The sequence below is a fragment of the Marinobacter alkaliphilus genome (genome assembly GCF_055394375.1).
This window is the reverse complement of sequence record NZ_AP043751.1, coordinates 640,859-657,446: the sequence shown is the minus strand read 5'-3', so window position 1 is coordinate 657,446 and position 16,588 is coordinate 640,859. Positions and strand designations below refer to the sequence as shown.

Sequence of the window (16,588 nt, the reverse complement as noted above, 5' to 3'; positions counted from 1 at the left end):
GGTCAGTCGCTTGCCGTCTCCGCTTCACCGTTCTTTGCGCGTTCTTTCGGGGGCAGGTAAGAAGACAGCATCTGTTCAATGATTCGGGGGTTGGTGCCTTCCTGTATGGCCACCAGCGCATCAATGTAGAGGGACTGCATACGGGCTTCTTCGGTCATTCGCAGCGACAGTTTGTCGGCGATGGGCGTGGCAATCATGGTGGCGATCATGGCGCCGTAAAGCGTGGTGAGGAGCGCCACCGCCATGGCCGGGCCGATGGATTTCGGGTCTTCCATGTTCGACAGCATCTGCACCAGGCCGATCAAGGTACCGATCATACCCATGGCCGGCGCCACATCAGCCAGGGCGTTGAACACCTTGGCCCCGGAACGGTTGTGGTCCAGGGTCATCAACCGCTCTTTGTTAAGCAGTTGCTTGATGGTGTTGGCGTCCTGGCCATCCACCAGCATCTGAATGCCCTGGGCCAGAAACGGCGAGCTGACGTCCCGGCCCTCAAGCCCCAGAACACCCTGTTTGCGGGCAATCTGGGCGACTTCAACCAGCTCGTCTATGCTGGCCTGGGTTTCCGGTAGCTTGAACTTGAACGCCCGGGCAGCCACCTTGAAGGCATCAAGAAACTGGAAAAAGCTGAATTTGGCTAGAACCACCAGCAGGCTGCCGCCCACTACAATCAGTAGTGACGCCGGGTTTAAAAATACCTCGGGAGACACGCCCAGTATCACCGCCGATGCGATAAGCATGATGGCGCCGACCAGGCCGATCAGGGTGGCAAAATCCACGGTTACTCCGTTAACTGCTGGGGGTTGAAGTCAGGGGGCGAGAGAATACCCTTTGATTATTCCTTAATCAATTGTCACCGTGGTGACATCGTCGGATTCCCGGTGTTCTTTCCAGGCGGCGTAGCGATGCAGGTCTGATTCCACCAGTTTCAGGCACAGTGCCACTACGCCGGCGTCGTCCAGAAAGCCGATGCCGAAAATGATGTCCGGAATCAGATCGATGGGGTTCAGCACATACAACAGCGCGCCGGCGATGGCGGCAATGCTTTTCCAGGGAATGGCCCGGTAATCGCCCCGCCAGTAATCCCGTATCAGGGAAAACATCAGCCGCACGTCGGTGGCGAACCGTTGCAGCCGGCCACTGCCCCGAACCTTTTCCTCAATGGCTTTCTGCCGCTCTAACAGAGGTTCCAGGTCGTCCTTGCCGACCTTGTCTGCCTCCTGTTTCAGTTGCGACGCTGCTGCTTTTTCGGAGAAGAATGCCATAACTCTGTCCGGTGGTTGTTCAATATCTGTAACGGTAACGAAACTCGTCTGAGCCGTCATCTGTGTTTGTACTGGGTCGGGCACCTCAGCCCACAAAGATTCGTTTGGCCAGGCCTGCGCCTTTCAGACCTCGGATCGCCAGGGTGGTCACCAGCCCGCCAATCATCGCGCCCACCACACCGCAGGTGAGTATGTCCTGCCCGGTCAGATACAGGCCGGGGATGTCGGTTTTCGGCCTCAGCCAGCGTTGTTCGAAGCGTTCCGGGGTGTGGTCGAGGCCATAGAGTTCACCTTGCTCGTAACGGCAGAACCAGGCAGTGGACAGCGGTGTGGAGGTCTCTACATAGTCCACCTTGCCCCGGAGCTGGGGAAGCTTCTCATACATCACCTCCAGCAACTGATCGGTTATCTTTGCTTTCAGGGCTTCGTAATCTTCGCCGCGCTTGCCCCAGGTGGAGCCCTGCCAGGGCTCGAACATTTCCCAGGTGGTGGGCGCCACAATCTCGATGGTGGACGTGCCTGGCCAGCGATTCTGGTAATCGGGGTCTTTGGCCGCGGGGAAGGAGATGTAGACCACCGGGAATGGTGTGCTTTCCGGGGCTTCCATAAACGCCTCCACATTGCCATCGTGATCAGCGCTGGGGTAGATCCAGAAATTGGTGCGGGGCAGGCCCAACTCGTCGGGGGTACCCTTCAGGCCAATATAAAGGCCAATGTGCGGCATGGAAGGCTTGATGTGTTCCCGGTTGCCGGGATAGCCAATGCTGTCAGCGACGGACTCGGGCAGCAGTCGTTCGAAGGTATTGATCACCCCCGCATTGCTGATCACCAGTGGGGCGCGGATGTCATGGCCGTCGGCCATGCGCACGCCAACGGCCTTGCCCTTCTCGATCAGGATTTCCTTCACGTCGGCGTAGGTGAGCACATCGCCACCGCTGGCCTGAATCACCGGGATGATGGTTTTGGCAATTTCCGAGGCGCCGCCCACCGGGTAGAAGCCACCATACAGGTAATGCTTGGCGATCAGCGCGTGCACCATAAAGCTGGAATGTTTGGGCGTCACGCCGCAATCGCCCCACTGGCCGGTGATGGCGCCAATCAGTTCCTGGTTGTCGGTCAGGTCGCTTAACACCTCGTAGGTGGTCCGGTGAAAGCAGTCCGGGAGGACGGTTTTCAGACCCCGTGAAACCAGCGGGCCGGCCAGGGCCGGGGACAGTTTGGACAGGGTGTACCACTGCATGCCGTCGGCAACTTTTCCGAGCAGGGCCAGGTAGCGATCGATGGCTTCGCTTTCGTTCGGGAACGAGGCCAACAGGGAATGTCGCAAGCCTTCCTTGCCGGCCCTGAGATCGACGACCTTGTCGCCCAGGAAGAAACGGTCATAGTTCTCGTCCATGGGCGCCCATTCGAGCTTGCCATCGGTGATGTAATCGAACAGCCGGCGGCCAAGAGTATGGCGGGCGCCCATGTCACCAATGTAGTGCACACCCACGTCCCATTCATAGCCGTTGCGGGCATAGCTGTGGGTGTAGCCGCCAGCGGTGTAATGCTGTTCCAGAACCAGCACCTTGTAGCCGGCCTTGGACAGGCAGGCGGCGGTGGTCAGGCCGCCAATACCAGAGCCGATCACCAGGGCGTCATAAGGGCCTTTCAAACGGCTGGCCCGATAGCGGGTGCCGATACGGATGGAGCTGGGTGTCAGTGTTTTTGAGGTTGTTTTCTTTACCACCACGATTTTCCCCACATGTGCGGATTGGCCCAGTTATCGGGATTGTTCCAGGCCCGTTTATGGTTGTAAGTATCCAGGTTGTAGGTGTAAAGCGTGAGTGCGCCGTTCTCGGTTTCCAGCTCTGCGTGGCGCTGGAAACCCAAAGCGATGAAATCGGTAAAGCCCCAATCGGAGGACTGGGGCATAACGACGGCAATCTGGTGGGCGCCGTAGTTCCTCAGCTGGCCCAGTAACAGGGCGCCTTCTTCATAGGGAAGGTGCTCAAGGGTGTCGGTGATCAGGGCCAGATCCGGTGTCTGGGCCGGTGGCAGGTGGGCGTTTGGGTCTTTGGTGTCCAGAGTCAGTAACTGGCACCCTGCCTGCTGCTTCCAGACTGCTGCAACGTCGTTGGCTGTGCTTCCGCAAGAAAGCAGGGTTTGGGGTTGGCTGGTGTCGATGATTCGTGCCAGAACCTTGGCCGGGCTGTCCGCTGATGTGCTCATAGAATGGGCCAGTCTGCTGCGTCCACGGTATGCAGGCCCACCGGTTGTGAAGACCTGCCCTGCCATCGTTCAACGAAGGCTCCATCAGGATCGTACTGTTGCGCCTGCTTGTCCAGATTGAATTGCCGCAAGCCTCGCGGGTCTGCGCCCACGCCGGCGAGGTACTGCCAGTTGCCGTAGTTGCTGGCGACATCGTAATCCACCAGCTGCTGCTCGAACCAGGCTGCGCCGTAGCGCCAGTCAAGCTCCAGTTCGTGCACAAAGCAACTGGCGACCAGTTGCCTGGCCCGGTTACTCATGTAGCCGGTTGTACGCAGTTGGTTCATGGCGGCGTTGACGATGGGATACTGTGTGTTTCCTTCACACCAGGCCTTGAATCGATGGCCATAGAAGGTCACCTGCCGATGCTTGCGTTGCACACCATCCCGGCGGAACAGGTGGCTGCCGTGTTTGAGCGCGTACCAGTAGAAGTATTCGCGCCAGAGCAGTTCGAACCAGAGCCAGTAGGTGGAATCGTTACGGGTGTGCTGGCGTTCGTAATCTTCGATGGTGGCAGCCACCTCCCGCGCCGACAGGCTGCCATTGGCCAGCCAGGGGGAAAACTTGGAGGACGAGTCCCAGTCATCCAGGGCGTTGCGGGTTTCCTTGTAGGTGGCAATGCCGTGGTTGCCAAAGCAATACTCTTGCAGGCGCGCCAGCCCGGCAGTCTCTCCGCCTGTAAACGTCAGCGCCGATGAGGGCTCCGGGATAGGCGGGCATTCACCCCGGTTGTCTTCCGGGAACCCGGGCGGCGGTGGCAGGGCGGTCAGCGTGCGAATACGCAGAAGATCGGGGCCCCGGTCGCCCTGCTTCTCGATCCGCTTGCGGAACTGGGAAAAGGTTCCGGGCAGCTCGCTGAGAGGCATAGGCAGCGAGCCTTCCGTATACAGGCTCAGTGTTTCGAACTCCTGAAACAGGGTGTTTGGCAGCTTCTGTTGAAGCGTCTGCCACTGTTGCGCTTCGATGGTGCCGGGCTGGCGTGAGCGAATAACGCGATCAACGGAATGCTGGTGAACCAGCCCAGGGAGTGCCTGCTCCGGTTCTCCGAAGGCAATGTGCAGCCGCTGGCCCAGGGCCCGCAGGCTGCGCTCCAGGTCGGTCAGGCTTTGCCACAGAAACCGCCATCGATGCTCACCCATCGCCCGGCACTGGAATGGCCCGTTGGCAAACCACCGGGGATCCACCACGTACACGCACAGCAACATGTCAGAGCGGGCCGCTGCCAGTAGCGCTGCGTTATCGTGCATTCGCAGGTCGCGGGTAAACCAGTAAAGCGTTTTCAAAGTATTAAACCTTCTGAAAAAGTTACCGGAACATACGTCAGTAATTGCCCGGAGGATTGGCGTCTGTTTCAGGCCTTGAGGGCACTGACGTGCTAAAGTCCAAGGTTAATGCTGGCAGGCAATTCGACTCAACCGGATACCAGGAGATTGAAAGTGATTAAATCCCGCGCGGCTGTAGCCTTTGAGGCTAACAAGCCACTGGAAATTGTGGAAGTGGATGTGGCGCCGCCTCAAGAGGGCGAAGTGCTGGTGAAGATTGTCGCCACCGGTGTGTGCCATACCGATGCCTACACTCTGTCTGGTGCCGACCCGGAGGGCCTGTTCCCGACGATTCTGGGCCATGAAGGTGGGGGCATTGTGGAAGCGGTTGGCCCGGGCGTGAAAGACCTGAAGGTAGGTGACCATGTCATCCCTCTGTACACCGCTGAGTGTGGCGAGTGTAAGTTCTGTACCTCTGGCAAGACCAACCTGTGCGGTGCGGTGCGGGCGACCCAGGGCAAAGGCGTGATGCCGGATGGTACTTCCCGTTTCTCGTACAACGGCCAGCCTCTGTACCACTACATGGGCTGCTCTACCTTCTCCGAATACACCGTGCTGCCGGAAATTTCCCTGGCCAAGATTCCCAAAGAAGCACCTCTGGAAAAGGTGTGCCTGCTGGGTTGTGGTGTCACCACCGGTATCGGTGCGGTGATGAACACCGCAAAGGTGGAAGAGGGTGCCACTGTGGCCATCTTCGGCCTGGGGGGGATTGGCCTGGCAGCGATCATCGGCGCCACCATGGCCAAGGCCAGCCGAATCATCGCCATCGACATCAACCCTGGCAAGTTTGATATCGCCAGGCAGCTGGGTGCCACCGACGTGGTCAACCCCAACGACTACGACAAGCCGATTCAGGAAGTCATTGTCGAGATGACCGACGGCGGTGTGGACTATTCCTTCGAATGCATCGGTAACGTCAAGGTGATGCGTGCAGCCCTGGAATGCTGCCACAAGGGCTGGGGTGAGTCGGTGATTATCGGCGTGGCCGGTGCCGGTGAAGAAATCAGCACCCGCCCGTTCCAGCTGGTGACAGGCCGGGTGTGGCGTGGCTCCGCGTTTGGTGGCGTGAAGGGCCGTACCGAACTGCCGTCCTACGTGGAGAAGGCCGAGAAGGGTGAGATTCCGCTGGATGTATTCATCACCCATGAAATGCCGCTGGAAGACATCAACAAGGCGTTCGACCTGATGCACGAAGGCAAGAGCATCCGTACGGTGATTCACTTCTGATCAGGGTTGCACCCAGGTCAGAACGTTAAAGGGGAGGCCGCCGGCCTCCCCTTTGTTTTTTCGGTCATGGACTCAGCCTGTTAGCTGGCCTGTAACGCCTGCACCACGGCCTTGGCGGTGCCCTCGGAAGAGGCCGGGTTTTGCCCGGTGATCAACTTGCCGTCCACCACAATGTGCGGTGCCCAGTCATCGCCACGGGTATAGCGGGCGTTGTTCTGCTTGAGCATGTCTTCCAGCAGAAACGGCACGATGTTGGTGAGCTGAACGGCGTCTTCTTCGGTATTACTGAAACCGGTGACTTCCCGGCCGCCTACGATGTTCTGATCCGGCTTGACGAACACGTTCTTGAAAACCGCCGGGGCGTGGCAAACAGCGCCAATCACCTTGTCCTGCTCGTAGGCCGTCTTGATCAGGGCGATGGACTTTTGATCCTCTGCCAGATCCCACAGCGGGCCGTGGCCACCGGGGTAGAAAATGGCATCGAACTGGTTCATGTCCACATCCGCCAGTTTTTTCGTGCTGGCGAGCATTTCACGGGCGTGAGTGTCGTCCATGAAGCGGCGGGTGGATTCAGTGAGGGCGTCTTCGGCTTCACTGTTGGGGTCTACCGGCGGCTGACCGCCTTTAGGGGACGCGAGGGTAATGTCGGCGCCTGCGTCCTTGAAGACGTAAAACGGTGACGTGAACTCTTCCAGCCAGAAGCCTGTCTTGTGGCCGGTATCGCCCATTTGGTCATGGGAAGTCAGTACCATCAGTATCTTCATAGTGGTCGATCCTTGTGTCGGAGTTCAGAAACGAGTTTGATGTGCCTTACCCCGAGACCTTGTGACGGGATGGCGATATTTCAACAGGGATTACGGTTACAGGTAGGTTATGGATGCTGCGGCCTACTATACTGTCATCGTTTTACACTCATTTGACCATGGATTGAGGCCGAAATGGACGTGAGAAACACACCGCTGTGGCTGGCATCTATACTGCTAGCGTTCTCCTTGTCAGCACAGGCGCAGCAGGGCACGGAAACCGTCGAACCACTCACGGTCACCGTCGGGGTGAACCATTCTCCGCCCTACCGGATACTGGACGCCGGCCATAAAGGTGGCCTCTATCTGGAGATTTTCGAGGAAATTGCCGATCGCCTTGGTTGGCAGGTTAAGTACCGGGAGGCGCCGTTTCGGCGTGTTCTGCTGATGCTGCAAAGAGGGGAAGTGGATGTAATGCTGGGGCCGCTGAGAACCGACGGTCGCGAGGACTACATGACCTTCGTTGCCCCCGCTTTCCCGCCGGAGCGCCGTCTTTTCTTCTATCTGGATGACGACCACCGGATCACCCGCTACAACGATCTTTACGGAAGAACGGTTGGCGTCCTGGATGGCGCCACCTACTTCAGCCGGTTTGATCGCGACAGGGATCTGATCAAAGAATCGGCACCGCACTACGAGAACCTGATGCTGATGATGGAAAAAGGCCGGGTGGATGTGGTGATCGCTCCGGAACTTGTAGGCCTTTACACCATCAGTCGATTGCAACTCCCGGCGCAGGTATCTCCGTTTTTTGTGCCGGGCGAACGTTCCTGGATTGCGGTGTCGGATAAATCGCCTGCGCTAAAATATGCTGACGACATTCGCGCGGCCCTGAAGCTGATCGAACGTGAAGGTATCAAGGAAAATCTTGTGTTGAAGTACCTGGAACAACCCGCTCAATGACCCCTGACCACAACGATTTATGGTTTTTGCCCCTTGGCGGCACGGGTGAAATCGGTATGAACCTGAACCTCTACGGCCACGATGGCCAGTGGTTGATGGTGGACTGCGGGGTGACCTTCCCCAAGCCGGGCCGTATCGCGGCCGATGGCACCGTGCACCATCGTGGTGAGCCACCGGTGCAGATGGCAGACCCGGCGTTTATCGCCGACCGGCGGGACAAACTGGCGGGGTTGATCATTACCCATGCCCACGAAGATCACATCGGCGCCGTGCCCTATCTCTGGCCACTGCTGCAGTGCCCCGTCTACACCAGCCGATTTACCGCTGAAATCCTGCGCCGAAAGCTGGCGGAGTTTGATCTGTTGCATCGGGTACCGATCATCGAGGTGGACACCGGAGAGCGCCGGCAGATCGGCACGTTCAATGTGCAGTGGCTGGCACTCACCCACTCGATTCCCGACCCCAATGCCCTGATGATCCGCACCCGGATTGGCAACATTTTCCACAGCGGTGACTGGAAGCTGGATGATAATCCGTTGGTTGGTCACGGTTACACCACATCCACGTTTACCGATCTGGCGGAAGAAGGTGTGGCCGCCATGGTCTGTGATTCCACCAACGCCACCGTGCAGGGCCACTCGGTCTCCGAGGCGGCGCTGCACGAAGGCCTGCGGGACCTGATTGCGGTGGCCGAGGGGCGGGTGATTGTCACCTGCTTTGGCAGCAATATTGCGCGCCTGCACACGCTGGCCAGTATTGCCCGGGAAACAGGCCGCTACATGGGATTGCTGGGCCGCTCGTTGGTAAACATGAGTGGTGCGGCCAAGGCTACGGGGCTTTGGCCGGGCTCAGACAAACTGATCAGCCCCGCCCATCTGGGCTACCTGCCGCGCCATGAGGTGCTGGGTGTGGCCACCGGCAGCCAGGGTGAACCTCGAACCGCGTTGCGGCGCCTTGCCCAGGGCAGCCACCCGGATTTTGAGCTGGAAGCCGGTGACACGGTGATTTTCAGTGCCCGGGCAATACCCGGCAATGAAGAAGCCATCGAGGCGCTGATCAGCCAGCTGCGCAAACTGGGGGTGATTGTGATTACCGCCGAAGACGCGGGCGTGCCCATTCATGCCTCAGGCCATCCGGCCCAGGATGAACTCAAGGCGATGTATCGCTGGGTTCAGCCCCGCATTGCCATTCCTGTTCACGGTGAGGCTGAACACATGGACGTGCATGCCGATCTTGCGAAAGGTGCAGGCGTGCCCAGGGCCATGGTTGGCCGAAATGGCGACCTGTTCATGGTGCGGCCAGTGCCGGGTATTCGGCGTCAGGTCGTCGAGACAGGGCGGTTGGGGTGGCAAAAGCAGGAATTGGTCAGAGTCTATTGATGGCTGCAAGGAACTTAGTAAGCTTATGATGGTCTATGTCGCCAATCCGTGAGTGACGCAAGGGAATGAAGATGACCACTATTCGATTATGGGATCTACCGGTCCGGCTGTTTCACTGGTTGTTGGTGTTGGCGGTGATTGGCGCCATCTTGACCACCAAGCTCGGTGGCAGCTGGATGGCGTGGCATGAGCGATTTGGCTTGCTGGTTGTGGGCTTGCTGGCGTTTCGTATCGCCTGGGGCTTTCTGGGTTCCAGTTACGCCAGGTTTACCCGTTTTGTACGCGGCCCCGGCGCTATCATGGCCTATCTCAAAGGCCGGTGGCAGGGCGTGGGCCACAACCCGCTGGGTGCTTTATCGGTTCTGGCCCTGATCGGCCTGTTCGGTTTTCAGGCTGTGACTGGGTTGTTCGCCAATGACGAAATTGCCTTCTACGGCCCTCTGTACCCGCTGGTGTCGTCAGATCTGAGCGGCACCCTGAGTGGCTGGCACCGGCAAACCGAATGGTATCTGTATGGCCTGGTGGCCCTGCATGTGGCAGCGGTGATGTTCTACACCCACGTCAAGAAAGACAATCTGGTGAAACCGATGATCACAGGCAGGAAAGTGGTCCCACAAGGGCAGGCTGAGGATGCTAAAGGCGGGGGTGCGATCGCATTCGTGGTGTCTCTGGTGCTGGCACTGGCGGTGGTGTGGGTGGCCAGCGGTGAGCTTGTATCACCACCGCCGGCACCCGCACCTGCACCCCAGGATCTGGGTTGGTAGGTTAACCGCGCTGATCAGTCGGCGCGGAAGTTGTCGTGGCAGGCCTTGCAGGTTTGCCCGACAGCGCTGAACTGGCGCGCCAATGCACCACGGTCACCGGTGGCGGCCACTTCCTGCAGTTTGTTGGCTTCACGAACAAAGTTGGTACCGACTTCCCGGACTTTATCCGTTTGCTGGAAAAACTCAGGCTTCAGGCGAGTGTTTTCCGCCTTGTCCATGGCTGAATCCGGGCTGTACAGAGCGCCCATGCCGGAGTTGGCAACGGCGGCAATGGCATTGGCTGCGGCTTTCATCTGGTCAGCATTGAATTCAACGTCGCCATCAACCGCCTGGGCCTTGATCTTGCCCATGTTCCAGGACATGAACTGGTAACCGGCTTTGCGTGCTTTGATCTGGTCTTCCACGCTTAGCTGGGCAACGGCTGGTATGGCAAACGAAGCAGCGAGTACAGCGGCGGTAATAACACCGGTTTTTTTCATCTCAGGTCCCTCTCTTTTAGTCTGATTGGTTAGGTTACCAAAATGCTCTATAAAGGCATGGTTATGAGCATGCTACCTGTATAGACTCATTGCAGACAGTTATAACAGACCAAAGTTCAATCTGGAGAATTCCGCATATGGCGATCTGGACAGTAACCCCGAACCTGGAACACATGGCTGAGGCAAGTAAAAACACCGCCGTCAGCCACATGGGTATTGAATACCTCGAGATTGGTGACGATTACGTGAAGGGCCGCATGCCGGTGGACCAGCGTACGGTTCAGCCGTTTGGCATCCTGCACGGCGGTTCCTCGGTGTTGCTGGCGGAAACCCTGGGCAGCATGGCGGCCAATTGCTGCCTGAAAGACAAGAACACCGTGGCGGTGGGGCTGGATATCAACGCCAACCACATTCGCCCGGTGACCGGCGGCTGGGTATACGGCACGGCCCGCGCCCAGCACATCGGCAGCACCACCCAGGTTTGGGAAATCCGCCTGGAGAACGAGCAAGGCAAGCTGACCTGCATTTCCAGGCTGACGATGGCGGTTACCAAGCGTCCCGGTTGATGGGTTCGCGCGCCAGCACCGCCGCACTGGCACAGGTGGCCATGGCAGCGATAACCACGGTTGGCCCGGCTGGCAGATCCTGCCAGGCCGAGATCAGAAGCCCCAGACTGTGGCCCGCCAGGCACGTCAGTATGGCGAAGACAATGCTGGTGCCACGCAGGTGTATCAGTAGCAGTGGGGCGGCAATCAATGAGGTGAACACCACATAGATGCCGGCCAGGTCGACCGTCAGTGTGATGGCGATAGCGAACATTGGCAGGAACAGCCAGCCCCTGTAACTCTGCGGCAGGACGTATTGCCAGACAAGCACGGCCAGTGCCAGCAGCACCATCGGGGCCAGCACCGTGGGTGTGGTCCAGAGCAGATCTCCGTTCAGGGTATGGGCAAGCCGCTGTGCGCCGTGGGGGTCCTGGCTTACCAGCAAGGTGGCCAGGCACGCGCCCAGTGCGTAGAGCAGGCCAATCATGGCTTCACGATGCCGGGTCAGATACCGCAACACCAGGCTGACCATGGCAACGGCCAGCAGGGCCAGGGTCAGGCTCCCGGAAAGGCTCAGGGCAGGGCCACCGGCGGGGAACAAAGTGCCGACCAGCAAAATGCCGAGCGCCGCCCACTGGGCGATCGCCAGATCCGCAAATACCATACCCCGCTCAAGTACCCGGTTGCCCAGAGGCACTAGGGCGATTGCAGTCAGCGCGCTGGCGGTGAGTGCCGGCCACATCCAGCCCCACTCATTCCACATTCGTTGGCTCCTGATGATTCAACAGTGTGTCGACGATCAGGTTGATAACCTGCTCCAGAGTCTCTTCACCCGGTTGGCCGGTGACGGTGCCAGGTAGCACTATCGCCGGTACGCCGGATTGTGAGGATAACCACCGGGCCGGACGATCATCCTGATAGGAGGCGACGATAATCACGCTGGCACGAGCCAGGTCCGGGGTGGCCAGTACGTTCCGCAGGTGCGCGCTGCCGGGTGGTAAGCCGGGTTTTGGCTCCAGGTCGGCAATGACCTCGATGCCCAGCCAACGCAGCAGATAATCGAAGGTGGAGTGCTGGGTAACCACACCGGTCCCGGCCAGTTGCCGGGCGGTAGAACGCCAGGACTGGCGTTGCTGGTTCCACTCTCCCCGCCACCGAATGTACCTCATTTGAATCTGCGCTTGCTGATCGGGGACCAGGGCAGCCAGTCGTTCGGCGAGGGCATCGGCAACCAGGGGGATGGCGTCCGGAGACAGATGCAGGTGCGGGTCGCCCTCTGGATGGACGTCCCCCATGCTGCGGTCAACGTGCTCATGACTCTGATGCAGAGGAGCATGGTCGGCGGCAAAGAACAGCCCATCGCTGCCGGGCTGGATCTTGCGATTGGCCGCCCTTGAGATCAGCGAAGGCAGCCAGCCGGCTTCCAGCGACGCACCCGTGCACACGGCCAGGTCGGCTTTACGCATGGCGGCAATCAGGCTGGGTCTGGCCTCAATGTAGTGCGGGTCTTGCCAGGCGGTGGTCGCGGTGGTGATGGTTGCATCCGGCAGCAACGCCGAGACCAGGCTGGCCCACTCTGGTTCGCAGGCGAACACATTCAGACTGGCGCTGGCCGGCACGCTGGCAAACGCCAGCAGCCAGCCAAACACCCATGCCAGGCGGTTGGGCTTAGAAATCATGGGCACCATGAGCTCCGAAGGTCATCACGTACTGCAGGGTGACGGTGTTGTCGGCGTCATCGAAACCGTGAGCACTCTGGTGCGTGTACTGCAGACGCAGAGTCGAGAAGTGGGACCGGGACCAGGCCAACATCACGTCGGTTTCTTTCAGTTGCTGATCGTGGAAGTGGTCACCGTGGGCTTCCTTGAGATCCACCCGGCCATAGCGGGCACCGACAGACCACTGGGGGGTAAAGCGGTAGACAGCGGAGGTATACCAGCCCTGGTGGTAATCTGAGGAGCGGGCATGTTCGTTCAGTTCGTCCGCGTACAGGTATTCGCCGCTGAGCGTCAGCTGTTGCTGGCGGGTGTTGCCATCAGGCGACCATTTCCAGACCAGGTCGGCGATATAGAGGTTCTCGCCGGTGTAGGCGGCGGCATGGCTGTGGTCGTGATCACCGTGGTCATGATCATGGTCATGATCGTGATCGCCGTCATGGTCACCATGAACCTGGCGGTTGTTCAGATAGGACAGCCCGGCCTGCCAGCTTTGTGACACCCCAATGTCGCCACCGAAACGAGTGTTGACGGTGTACACACCAATGTCTTCGTCACCTTCCGTCAGGCGATTGCCGTTGAAAGCTTCCGCCCCGATCTGCCAGAAAAACGGTGTGGGCATCAGCAGGTTGACCCGCAGACCGTCGTCGAAGTAGTGGCTGCCCAGCAGAGCCCGATAGGCTGCGGGGCGCTCGACAAAGTTGTCCTCATGCATGTGGCGACTGTTCAGGTAACCGACCTGGGACAGGAATCGGCCGCCCCGAACACTCAGGTTCCAGGGCATGCCGGTGGTCTGCAGGTAGGCTTCTTCCAGTGCCACTTCGGTTTCGCCGTGATGTTCTTCCAGGACGGCGGTCAGGCGGCCTGCGAACAGATCATCAATTGGGGCAGACAAAGACAGCTCGGTGTGCCCGAGCCCAAAGCCTTCGTCCCGGTGGGACAGCGCGGTGGCGTTCTGTTTGTAATAACCATCCAGAACCACGCTGATGTCTGGGTTCATTTCATTGGCCTGGGCCGACGCAAATGGCACCAGCAATGTGGAGAGTATGCTGGCTTGAAGACGGTTAAACTGCATAGATGATCCTCACTATATAAATGTTATAACATTACGTTTATGGTCAAGAAGAAAGCCAGTCCAGCCCAACGACCAGGCGGGGCGTTCCATTCGGCTGCGGTGAACGATGCACCAGTCCCCGGCCCTCATTGCCCTCCCATGCCTCGCCCTTCAGAAGGGCGACAGCGGCAGTGGGTATGGTTTGAATTTGATCTGAGGGAACACTTTGCTCTGGCAGAGGGCCTTCACCAGCAGGACGGGTAACAAGGGGTTCGGGTAGCCACTCGGTTCCTGGCCCGCGGTAAGTGCAAAGCAGCCGCACCGGTACCCGATCCACATGAAATCTGGGGCACATAGTGTCAGCCAGAACATGTATGCGAAGACCTATCGCTTCAGGCTCAAACAGGCACTGATACATCTCTGCCAGCTCGTCGACATCGGCAATCCAGTGGTTGGAACCTTCGATATCAAGAGCCCACCCGGGCAATGCAGTGGCCGCACTTTGCCCACGTTCGAGGCTGACGAAACGTTCAAGGTTCCCCGCGCGGCTACAGAATTCATTTACGAATGCGGCCCAGTGGTTGTTCCGGGGTCTCTGCCAGACGGCCAGGTTAACGTTGTCACGGAGTATTTCCGCAAGGCACTGTACATTTTTCCCGTGGACACTTAAGGAGTGTTCGAGGTTATGAGGGTGTTGTGTCATCGCTGGAACCTCTTGGTCTGGCGAGAGAAGCCGAATCCGGGCTGACAATGTTATGTTATAACATATGAATTGTGAAGGGCTGACATGAATTGGCGAAACGGGTTTGAGGAAGTTGACCGGGGTTTGAGAGATATCAAGTTTTCAGCCTGCCGGTCGGCAGGATCGGTGATACACTCAATTTAGTTCATTTTATCAACCAGTTTGCAGCGGCTGCTTTCTCGCATCAGGAGACTGTGTGTCAATCAAAGTGACGATTGGTGGGGCCATGACAAGGCTCGTGCTTGCCTGCTTGATGATGGTGTTGGTAAGCCATCACGGGGTCGCGGCCGGAGAGTCTGAAAGGTTCGTATGCACCACACTCTTGGCCAGTGGTAACCCTCAGTACCCACCTCTGCTTTGGCGTTCAGACCGGTCGCCCGGGGAGCTGGTTGGCGCTATACCAGCATTTTTGCGGGAGCTGACAGAGCCGCTCGGAGTTAAAGTTGAGGTTCGGGACAAGGGTTCCTGGGCCAGGGTGCAGCATCTTGCAAAGCTGGGTGATCTTGATCTCGTGGCCGGCGCTTTCATGACATCGGAGCGCATTGGTTATATGGATTATGTGTTGCCGCCGATGACTCACTTGCCCACCAACGTCTGGGTGCCAAAGGACCGGCCTTTTGAGTATCGCCATTGGCCGGACTTGCTGATGAAGCGGGGCAGCACCCTGATCAACAACAGTTTTGGTCAGCGTTTCGATCAGTACGCAAAAGCAAACCTGATGATCGAAGGGGTGCGCACGATTGAACAGTCATTCCTGATGGCCAGGGCGGGCCGAGTTGACTATGTGTTGTACGAACAACTTCAGGGGCAGGTGAAACTCCAGAGGCTCGGGCTTGCCGGCGATTTTATTGCACTGGACCCACCGATTTCGAGGGAGGGGCTGTTCTTTGCGTTTCCGAAAGGCTCACCGTGCAATTCAGAATCCTTCAGGGAAGCCTTTATGGAACGGCTTTCGCACCTGACGGTGAACAGAAGATTGCCCGCGCTTATCGAGGAATATACGGCCCGGTACGTTGGCAATCAGGATTTATAACGGTGCATCGAGGTTGACCTGACAACGTCCAAGCTCTTTCGAGCGATAGAGTGCCCGGTCTGCTCTGTGTAGCAGGTCTTCCAGGCGCTGGTCTTGCCGCCCCAGACGGGTAATCCCAAAACTCGCGCTGATCTGGATTGCATGGTTCCGATAATCCACTGTGAGGCTGGTCAGCGCACTCAGAAGTCGGTGAGCGGTATCCAGAGCTTCCTGCTCCGTGGTTTCCGGGAGCAGGAGTGCGAATTCTTCGCCGCCCATCCTGGCAAGGATGTCATAGTCGCGGATGTTCTCACCAAGCGTTGAAGATACCTTGCGAAGCACCTCATCGCCCGCCTCGTGACCGTGGGTGTCGTTGACTTGCTTGAAATGGTCGAGGTCCATCATGATCAGTGCCATCGGGGACTGTTGTCGCAGGGCGCGGCTGAGTAGTTGATTGCCAAACTCAAAGAACGCCCGGCGATTCCTGAGCCTGGTCAGTTCATCCTCGAACGCGGCGGCCCGAGCCCGCTCGTGGGCTTCGTGTAACGCCAGCTCCATGTTCTTTCGTTCAGTTATGTCAGTTGCAATCTCCAGCCTCGCCAGCCGACCATCTGTCCACTGAATAGCCTGGTCCCGGCATTGGTACCAGCGTTGGTCGAGCTGATTCTGGAACTCCCAGACATGAGGTGCGTTGGCGGTGCCGTCATCGGCGACAAGTAGGTCATTCGTGCAGAAAGAGCAAGGGCCGTCGCTGTCTTGCAGCGCCTGCCAGCATTTGCGGCCGTCTATGCTGCCCCAGATGCGGCGGCCGTAGGCGTTCATGTAAAGTAATTCGTGGGTCTCGAAGTCAGACACATAAACCAGGGCATCGAGATTGTCGAGCACGGCCTGCAGGCCCTCGGCGGAGGTACTGGTGTCCGGAACCGGTTTTTCCGGCTGGGCGGGTAGGTTGATGGTTGGTATCCCGGATCTCATTGGTACTTTTGTCTTCGCTTGATTTTTCGCCAATGTGTTGCCGAGTATGGCGTTTTTGGCCGTCGCCTGCACCTGGAATCTGTCTTATTCTTGGGTTTGTGCCTACGTTTGCCATCCGACTTCGGATGGTGTCCGTCAGAGAAAAAACGTTTC

At 58.5% G+C, this 16,588-nt stretch carries 18 protein-coding genes; 6 read left to right on the top strand and 12 right to left on the bottom strand.

Annotated elements, in window-relative coordinates; all coding sequences use genetic code 11:
- Positions 1-2: 2 nt before the first annotated feature.
- The 5 genes from pomA to ACZ5Q2_RS03035 form a co-directional block, all read right to left on the bottom strand.
- Positions 3-779: a flagellar motor protein PomA gene (pomA, locus tag ACZ5Q2_RS03055; protein ID WP_061331199.1), complete on the bottom strand. Its 777-nt coding sequence runs from the start codon at positions 777-779 to the stop codon at positions 3-5.
- Positions 780-842: 63 nt separating this feature from the next.
- Positions 843-1,265 carry a YkvA family protein gene (locus ACZ5Q2_RS03050; RefSeq protein WP_286920676.1) on the bottom strand — a complete coding sequence of 141 codons (423 nt, stop codon included), beginning with the start codon at positions 1,263-1,265 and terminating at the stop codon, positions 843-845.
- 85 nt (positions 1,266-1,350) lie between these two features.
- Positions 1,351-2,994 (bottom strand): phytoene desaturase family protein, encoded by a 1,644-nt coding sequence (locus tag ACZ5Q2_RS03045; RefSeq protein WP_432210458.1) that lies wholly within the window; start codon positions 2,992-2,994, stop codon positions 1,351-1,353.
- Positions 2,988-3,476 carry a DUF6231 family protein gene (locus ACZ5Q2_RS03040; RefSeq protein ID WP_061331195.1) on the bottom strand — a complete coding sequence of 163 codons (489 nt, stop codon included), beginning with the start codon at positions 3,474-3,476 and terminating at the stop codon, positions 2,988-2,990. Before ACZ5Q2_RS03040 ends, ACZ5Q2_RS03045 begins: the two co-directional genes overlap by 7 nt.
- Complete coding sequence (locus tag ACZ5Q2_RS03035) at positions 3,473-4,798, bottom strand: DASH family cryptochrome (RefSeq protein WP_432210459.1); 1,326 nt, start codon at positions 4,796-4,798, stop codon at positions 3,473-3,475. The genes ACZ5Q2_RS03040 and ACZ5Q2_RS03035 overlap by 4 nt, the downstream gene beginning before the upstream one ends.
- A 153-nt stretch (positions 4,799-4,951) precedes the next feature.
- On the opposite strand from ACZ5Q2_RS03035, the gene ACZ5Q2_RS03030 reads away from it, so the two are divergent.
- Positions 4,952-6,064: an S-(hydroxymethyl)glutathione dehydrogenase/class III alcohol dehydrogenase gene (locus tag ACZ5Q2_RS03030; protein WP_138436979.1), complete on the top strand. Its 1,113-nt coding sequence runs from the start codon at positions 4,952-4,954 to the stop codon at positions 6,062-6,064.
- An 80-nt stretch (positions 6,065-6,144) separates the two neighbouring features.
- On the opposite strand, the gene ACZ5Q2_RS03025 is transcribed toward ACZ5Q2_RS03030, so the two are convergent.
- Positions 6,145-6,828: a type 1 glutamine amidotransferase domain-containing protein gene (locus ACZ5Q2_RS03025; protein WP_106694306.1), complete on the bottom strand. Its 684-nt coding sequence runs from the start codon at positions 6,826-6,828 to the stop codon at positions 6,145-6,147.
- A 174-nt stretch (positions 6,829-7,002) separates the two neighbouring features.
- Here ACZ5Q2_RS03025 and ACZ5Q2_RS03020 point away from each other — a divergent pair, with 174 nt between their 5' ends.
- From ACZ5Q2_RS03020 to ACZ5Q2_RS03010, 3 genes are all read left to right on the top strand, one after another.
- Entirely contained in the window at positions 7,003-7,770 is a 768-nt protein-coding gene (locus tag ACZ5Q2_RS03020) for a substrate-binding periplasmic protein (protein ID WP_106694307.1), read from the top strand.
- On the top strand, positions 7,767-9,149 hold the full coding sequence (locus ACZ5Q2_RS03015) for a ribonuclease J (protein WP_106694308.1): 1,383 nt from the start codon (positions 7,767-7,769) through the stop codon (positions 9,147-9,149). Before ACZ5Q2_RS03020 ends, ACZ5Q2_RS03015 begins: the two co-directional genes overlap by 4 nt.
- Positions 9,150-9,220: 71 nt before the next feature.
- Positions 9,221-9,913 (top strand): cytochrome b/b6 domain-containing protein, encoded by a 693-nt coding sequence (locus ACZ5Q2_RS03010; RefSeq protein ID WP_432210460.1) that lies wholly within the window; start codon positions 9,221-9,223, stop codon positions 9,911-9,913.
- A 14-nt stretch (positions 9,914-9,927) separates the two neighbouring features.
- Here ACZ5Q2_RS03010 and ACZ5Q2_RS03005 read toward each other — a convergent pair whose 3' ends face one another.
- On the bottom strand, positions 9,928-10,392 hold the full coding sequence (locus ACZ5Q2_RS03005; RefSeq protein ID WP_432210461.1) for a c-type cytochrome: 465 nt from the start codon (positions 10,390-10,392) through the stop codon (positions 9,928-9,930).
- Between the two features lie 137 nt (positions 10,393-10,529).
- Between ACZ5Q2_RS03005 and ACZ5Q2_RS03000 the strand changes: the two genes are divergently transcribed.
- A complete protein-coding gene (locus tag ACZ5Q2_RS03000) occupies positions 10,530-10,958 on the top strand; it encodes a hotdog fold thioesterase (RefSeq protein ID WP_106694311.1) in 429 nt (142 codons plus the stop codon).
- Here the strand turns inward: ACZ5Q2_RS03000 and ACZ5Q2_RS02995 are convergent.
- From ACZ5Q2_RS02995 to ACZ5Q2_RS02980, 4 genes are read right to left on the bottom strand one after another with little or no spacing between them, the layout of a single operon-like run.
- Positions 10,939-11,700 carry an ABC transporter permease family protein gene (locus tag ACZ5Q2_RS02995; protein WP_432210462.1) on the bottom strand — a complete coding sequence of 254 codons (762 nt, stop codon included), beginning with the start codon at positions 11,698-11,700 and terminating at the stop codon, positions 10,939-10,941. The two genes, ACZ5Q2_RS03000 and ACZ5Q2_RS02995, sit on opposite strands and share 20 nt — an antisense overlap.
- Positions 11,690-12,616, bottom strand: coding sequence for a metal ABC transporter solute-binding protein, Zn/Mn family (locus tag ACZ5Q2_RS02990; RefSeq protein WP_286920686.1), 927 nt, complete (start codon positions 12,614-12,616; stop codon positions 11,690-11,692). The genes ACZ5Q2_RS02995 and ACZ5Q2_RS02990 overlap by 11 nt, the downstream gene beginning before the upstream one ends.
- Positions 12,606-13,727: a porin family protein gene (locus ACZ5Q2_RS02985; protein ID WP_432210463.1), complete on the bottom strand. Its 1,122-nt coding sequence runs from the start codon at positions 13,725-13,727 to the stop codon at positions 12,606-12,608. Before ACZ5Q2_RS02985 ends, ACZ5Q2_RS02990 begins: the two co-directional genes overlap by 11 nt.
- 43 nt (positions 13,728-13,770) lie before the next feature.
- The gene (locus tag ACZ5Q2_RS02980) at positions 13,771-14,409 is read right to left on the bottom strand and encodes a DUF1826 domain-containing protein (protein WP_432210464.1); all 639 of its coding nucleotides are present in this window, start codon (positions 14,407-14,409) and stop codon (positions 13,771-13,773) included.
- A 235-nt stretch (positions 14,410-14,644) separates the two neighbouring features.
- On the opposite strand from ACZ5Q2_RS02980, the gene ACZ5Q2_RS02975 reads away from it, so the two are divergent.
- Positions 14,645-15,481 carry a substrate-binding periplasmic protein gene (locus ACZ5Q2_RS02975; RefSeq protein WP_227513292.1) on the top strand — a complete coding sequence of 279 codons (837 nt, stop codon included), beginning with the start codon at positions 14,645-14,647 and terminating at the stop codon, positions 15,479-15,481.
- Here the strand turns inward: ACZ5Q2_RS02975 and ACZ5Q2_RS02970 are convergent.
- Positions 15,476-16,435 (bottom strand): GGDEF domain-containing protein, encoded by a 960-nt coding sequence (locus tag ACZ5Q2_RS02970; RefSeq protein WP_058093025.1) that lies wholly within the window; start codon positions 16,433-16,435, stop codon positions 15,476-15,478. The genes ACZ5Q2_RS02975 and ACZ5Q2_RS02970 overlap by 6 nt on opposite strands.
- Between the last annotated feature and the right edge of the window lie 153 nt (positions 16,436-16,588).

Excerpts from the sequence above, each read along its gene's own strand:
- ACZ5Q2_RS03010 (WP_432210460.1), top strand. The coding sequence starts at position 9,221 with ATGACCACTATTCGATTATGGGATCTACCGGTCCGGCTGTTTCACTGG.
- ACZ5Q2_RS03025 (WP_106694306.1), bottom strand. The coding sequence starts at position 6,828 with ATGAAGATACTGATGGTACTGACTTCCCATGACCAAATGGGCGATACC.
- ACZ5Q2_RS03015 (WP_106694308.1), top strand. The coding sequence starts at position 7,767 with ATGACCCCTGACCACAACGATTTATGGTTTTTGCCCCTTGGCGGCACG.
- ACZ5Q2_RS03040 (WP_061331195.1), bottom strand. The coding sequence starts at position 3,476 with ATGAGCACATCAGCGGACAGCCCGGCCAAGGTTCTGGCACGAATCATC.
- ACZ5Q2_RS03020 (WP_106694307.1), top strand. The coding sequence starts at position 7,003 with ATGGACGTGAGAAACACACCGCTGTGGCTGGCATCTATACTGCTAGCG.
- ACZ5Q2_RS02995 (WP_432210462.1), bottom strand. The coding sequence starts at position 11,700 with ATGTGGAATGAGTGGGGCTGGATGTGGCCGGCACTCACCGCCAGCGCG.
- ACZ5Q2_RS02980 (WP_432210464.1), bottom strand. The coding sequence starts at position 14,409 with ATGACACAACACCCTCATAACCTCGAACACTCCTTAAGTGTCCACGGG.
- ACZ5Q2_RS02990 (WP_286920686.1), bottom strand. The coding sequence starts at position 12,616 with ATGATTTCTAAGCCCAACCGCCTGGCATGGGTGTTTGGCTGGCTGCTG.
- ACZ5Q2_RS03005 (WP_432210461.1), bottom strand. The coding sequence starts at position 10,392 with ATGAAAAAAACCGGTGTTATTACCGCCGCTGTACTCGCTGCTTCGTTT.
- ACZ5Q2_RS03000 (WP_106694311.1), top strand. The coding sequence starts at position 10,530 with ATGGCGATCTGGACAGTAACCCCGAACCTGGAACACATGGCTGAGGCA.
- ACZ5Q2_RS03050 (WP_286920676.1), bottom strand. The coding sequence starts at position 1,265 with ATGGCATTCTTCTCCGAAAAAGCAGCAGCGTCGCAACTGAAACAGGAG.
- ACZ5Q2_RS02985 (WP_432210463.1), bottom strand. The coding sequence starts at position 13,727 with ATGCAGTTTAACCGTCTTCAAGCCAGCATACTCTCCACATTGCTGGTG.
- ACZ5Q2_RS02970 (WP_058093025.1), bottom strand. The coding sequence starts at position 16,435 with ATGAGATCCGGGATACCAACCATCAACCTACCCGCCCAGCCGGAAAAA.